At 42.9% G+C, this 4,351-nt stretch carries 4 protein-coding genes; all 4 read right to left on the reverse strand.

The genetic code is table 11. From position 1 onward, the window contains the following. Nucleotides 1–141 precede the first annotated feature (141 nt). Complete coding sequence (locus ACLOR3_RS00135) at nt 142–426, reverse strand: DUF2129 domain-containing protein (protein WP_048689712.1); 285 nt, start codon at nt 424–426, stop codon at nt 142–144. Between the two features lie 132 nt (nt 427–558). Then, nucleotides 559–1,149: an ATP-dependent Clp protease proteolytic subunit gene (locus tag ACLOR3_RS00140; RefSeq protein WP_023024046.1), complete on the reverse strand. Its 591-nt coding sequence runs from the start codon at nt 1,147–1,149 to the stop codon at nt 559–561. Between the two features lie 162 nt (nt 1,150–1,311). Further along, nucleotides 1,312–1,941: a uracil phosphoribosyltransferase gene (gene upp / locus ACLOR3_RS00145; protein ID WP_048689715.1), complete on the reverse strand. Its 630-nt coding sequence runs from the start codon at nt 1,939–1,941 to the stop codon at nt 1,312–1,314. A 100-nt stretch (nt 1,942–2,041) separates the two neighbouring features. Beyond that, the coding region (gene mgtA, locus ACLOR3_RS00150; protein ID WP_412036868.1) for a magnesium-translocating P-type ATPase at nt 2,042–4,351 on the reverse strand (2,310 nt) is incomplete at its 5' end.

The raw sequence follows: 4,351 nt of genomic DNA on the forward strand, positions 1-4,351 counted from the left end.
GAGCGACACTTGCAATGGTTAAAAATGAAAGAGCAAATTTTTTCTTCATTTGTGATAATCTCCTTAAATAATCTTAAAATAAATACATATTAAGAATATACCGAATTATCTGACAATTGTCAATATAAAAAACGCAATCCTTTAAATGATTGCGTTTTCTACTTGTGTTTCATCCTGTTGACGATGCAAACTTCCTACAAAATCACGATCCAATTCTTGAATATGGCAAATTTGAACCTTCTTTACAAAGCGTTCTTTTTTTAATTGCTGCATAATTTCAAGAACTTGAGGACTATCGACATAGACCTGGACATAGCGCATTTTTTTGGAATGATAGATCACATCCCCAATTTCCTGTAATTTCTTTGCATCTCGATTATAATACAATTTTACAATTAAGCCTGTTCTAGCTTGCTTCTCAAACATACACAATCCCTTTCTGCTTCTGTTACCAGTATAGCAAATTTCAGGTAAAAATACTATCTTTTTCTAGAAAGTAAAGAATGTCCTAAAAAAAACCTCTCCTGTCAAAGGAGAGGGCTGGATGGTTAAGATTTCTTATCCGAGATTGTTGTTAGCCATGATTTCATCGATGAAACCATAAGCTAAGGTTTCTTCTGCAGTCATCCAATTATCCCGTTCTGCATCAGCGTGGATTTTCTTGATGGTTTGACCTGAATTTTCTGCCAAGATTTTTTCCAATCTGTGACGTGTTTTCAAGAGGTGTTCTGCTGCAATGGCCATATCCGTTTGTTGAGTACCGCCACCAGTACCACCCATTGGTTGGTGGATCATGTACTCAGCATTTGGCAACATGAAGCGTTTGCCTTTGGCACCACTTGATGCAATCACAGTCCCCATTGAAGCTGCCATCCCCATGACGATGGTTTGGACGTCTGATTTGATAAAGTTCATGGTATCGACGATTGCCAAACCTGCAGAGACAGAGCCTCCTGGCGTATTGATATACATATAGATATCTTTGGTATTATCTTGGGCATCCAAGAAGAGCAATTGGGCAATAATCGAATTGGCCATTTGGTCTTCTACCGGTCCTGTCACCATGATAATACGGTCTTTTAAGAGGCGTGAGTAAATGTCGTATGAGCGTTCGCCACGACTAGTTTGTTCAATTACTACTGGAATCATTCATTCATCTCCTTTTATCCATTATCACCGGCACCATCTCAGGAGTTTCATCCGGTTGATTCGAGAGGCTAGCTCTCCTTCCATTCTTTATAAAAGCTATTATATCCCATTGGTCAACAAAGGTCAAATTTTTACTTTCCCAAAGATGGATTGGAAATGTGCTTATTTGGTACCAAACAAGCGGTCCCCAGCATCACCCAAACCTGGAACGATATAGCCGTTTTCGTTGAGGCGTTCATCCAAGGCTGCAGCAAAGATTTCGACATCTGGATGAGCTGTTTGAAGAGCTTCCACTCCTTCTGGTGCTGCAACTAAGCAGACAAATTTAATATGGCTTGCACCACGTTTCTTTAATGAATCTACCGCTAGGATTGCAGATCCCCCAGTCGCCAACATTGGGTCTACCACAAAGATTTGACGTTGGTCGATATCTTCTGGCAATTTCACCAAGTATTCAACTGGTTTCAAGGTTTCTTCATCGCGGTACATTCCGATGTGACCAACTTTAGCAGCGGGTACCAAACTCAAGAGTCCGTCTACCATCCCGATCCCTGCACGAAGGATTGGAACAATCGCTAGTTTTTTACCAGCAATCTGTTTTTGAACTGTTTTTGTAATTGGTGTTTCGATTTCTACATCTTCAAGAGGAAGTTCGCGCAAAACTTCGTATCCCATCAACATAGCAATTTCATCTACTAATTCACGAAAAGCCTTTGTAGAGGTATCAGTCCGACGCAAAATAGACAATTTATGCTGAATCAGTGGATGTTTAATAACTTCAAGTTTTCCCATTGTGGTTCCTTCTTTCTCTATATTCATCTTATTATATCAAAAAGGAAGAAAAAGGCCTACAAATATGCAAACCTTTTCTTTTCTTATTTTAATGACTAGCTTATAGCCACTCCTTGTACTTGCCAATATAATAGTGTTTGACCAGGGTGACACTTGCCATATAAAGGAAGAGAATTCCCGCTAGTAATAGGAAGTAAAGACTATTTAGTGGCGCTACTTTCAATAAGGAAGCCAGTGGGCCATATGGTAGGAAGGTCACAAAGAGGGCTCCCAATAGGGTCGTTGCCATGACTGCAAGGGCTGGCCGACTTTGAACAAAGGGCAATTTTGGAGAGCGGAGCATATAGATGACCATAGTTTGGGACCACATGGACTCAATGAACCAGCCGGTTTGAAAGAGCATGATGAAGAGTCCCGCACTGTCTGCTCCATGGACATAGCCATAGCCTGTAATCATAGGTACGATGATAAAGTAGAGAGCGATAAAGGTCAAGATGTCAAAGACAGAGGAAATAGGACCAAACCAGGCCATAAAGCGGGTAATGGATTTTGCTTCCCAAATCCGAGGTTTCTTCAAGAAGTCCTTATCAACCCGGTCAAAAGGCAAGGCGATACAGGAAAGGTCATAAACCAAGTTTAAAACGATGAGATGGATAGGGGCCATTGGAAGAAAAGGAAGGAAAATACTAGCAAAGAGAAGGGAGAAGATATTCCCAAAGTTGGAAGAAACTGTCATCTTGATGTACTTGGTCATGTTGGCATAAACCTTGCGTCCTTCTACCAAGCCTTTTTCGAGGACCATCAAGTCCTTATCCAGTAGGATAACATCTGCTGTTTCTTTGGCAATATCGACAGCTGTATCAACCGAAATACCCACATCTGCCACTTTCATAGAAGGAGCATCATTGATGCCATCTCCCATATAGCCGACCTTATGGCCATTTGCTTTCAGTTGCAAGATAATGCGTGCTTTTTGGTCTGGGGATAATTTTGCAAAAACGGTGGTGGTTTCTACTGCTTGAGCCAAGTCTGAATCAGAGAGACTGTCGATATCGCTACCCAGCAAAATGCGGTCAACATCCAGTCCCACCTTTTCACAAACCGCTTGGGTCACTTTCTCATTATCTCCCGTAAGGATTTTAGTAGCAACTCCGTATTCCGCAAGGGTATTGATGGCTGGTGCTGCAGATGGTTTTGGTGGATCCAAGAAGGCTAGGTAGCCCGTCAAGATCATGTCTGCTTCATCTGCCACTTCAAAGGCATAGCCTTCCTCAAGATTTGATTTGTAACTAACCCCTAGCACGCGCAAACCTTGTTCATTCAGCTGAGCCACCTCTGCCAAGACGTCTTCCCGCACTTGGTCTGTTAGGGGGATAATCTCATCCTTGTATTCTACATAGTTAGAGACTGCTAGCATTTCTTCCAAGGCTCCCTTGGTGACCATGCTCACGATTCCCCCCTCATCTTTGACAATGACACTCATCCGCCGGCGTTCAAAGTCAAAAGGCAATTCATCAATTTTTTGGAAGCTTTGGTCCAAGCCTCTGACAATCTCATGTTTCTTAGCTTCTCTTTCTGTCCGACTGATAATGGCGCGGTCCATTAAGTTTTTGAGGCCGGTTTGGAAGTAAGAGTTGAGATAGGCCCGACGAAGGACGGACAAATCCAAGTCCCCACGAATGTCGAGGGGGTATTCGAGTACGATCTCATCTTGGGTCAAGGTTCCTGTCTTGTCCGTACAGAGGATATCAATAGCGCCTAGATCTTGAATAGCGTTGAGCTTTTTGATGACCACCTTTTCTTTGGCCATGATAATGGACCCCTTGGCCAGGCTAGCTGTGATAATCATTGGGAGCATTTCCGGAGTCAAGCCCACCCCTACACTGAGGGCAAAGACCCCTGCTTCTAGCCAATCCCCATCTGTCAAACCATTGATAAAGAAGACGATGGGTACCATGACCATCATGAGTCGGATCAACAACCAAGAGATGGTGTTCATTTCTCGTTCAAAAGAGGTTGGTTCATCATAAGTATTGATGGTTTGCTCAATCGCTCCCATCATGGTTTCATCCCCAACGACCAAGACCAAGGCTGTTGCTCGACCTGAGATGACGTTGGTCCCCATGAAAGCTAGACTTTCACTCTCCAAAAGACTGTCCAGATTTTGGCCACTTGCTTTTTTCAAGCAGACTTTTTCGACAGCATCGCTCTCTCCAGTCAAACCAGACTGTTGAACGAAGAAGTCTCGAGAATCTAACAAGACCACATCTGCTGGGATCATGTCGCCTGCACTCAATTTGATCAGGTCTCCCACAACGATCTCATCAATGGGAATCTCTTCTTCTTTACCTTCTCGAATCACTGTTGCTGTATTGACAATCATGCGAGAAAGATTGCTAGCAGCCTTGTC

Source organism: Streptococcus intestinihominis (genome assembly GCF_046824975.1).
Lineage (GTDB): Bacteria > Bacillota > Bacilli > Lactobacillales > Streptococcaceae > Streptococcus.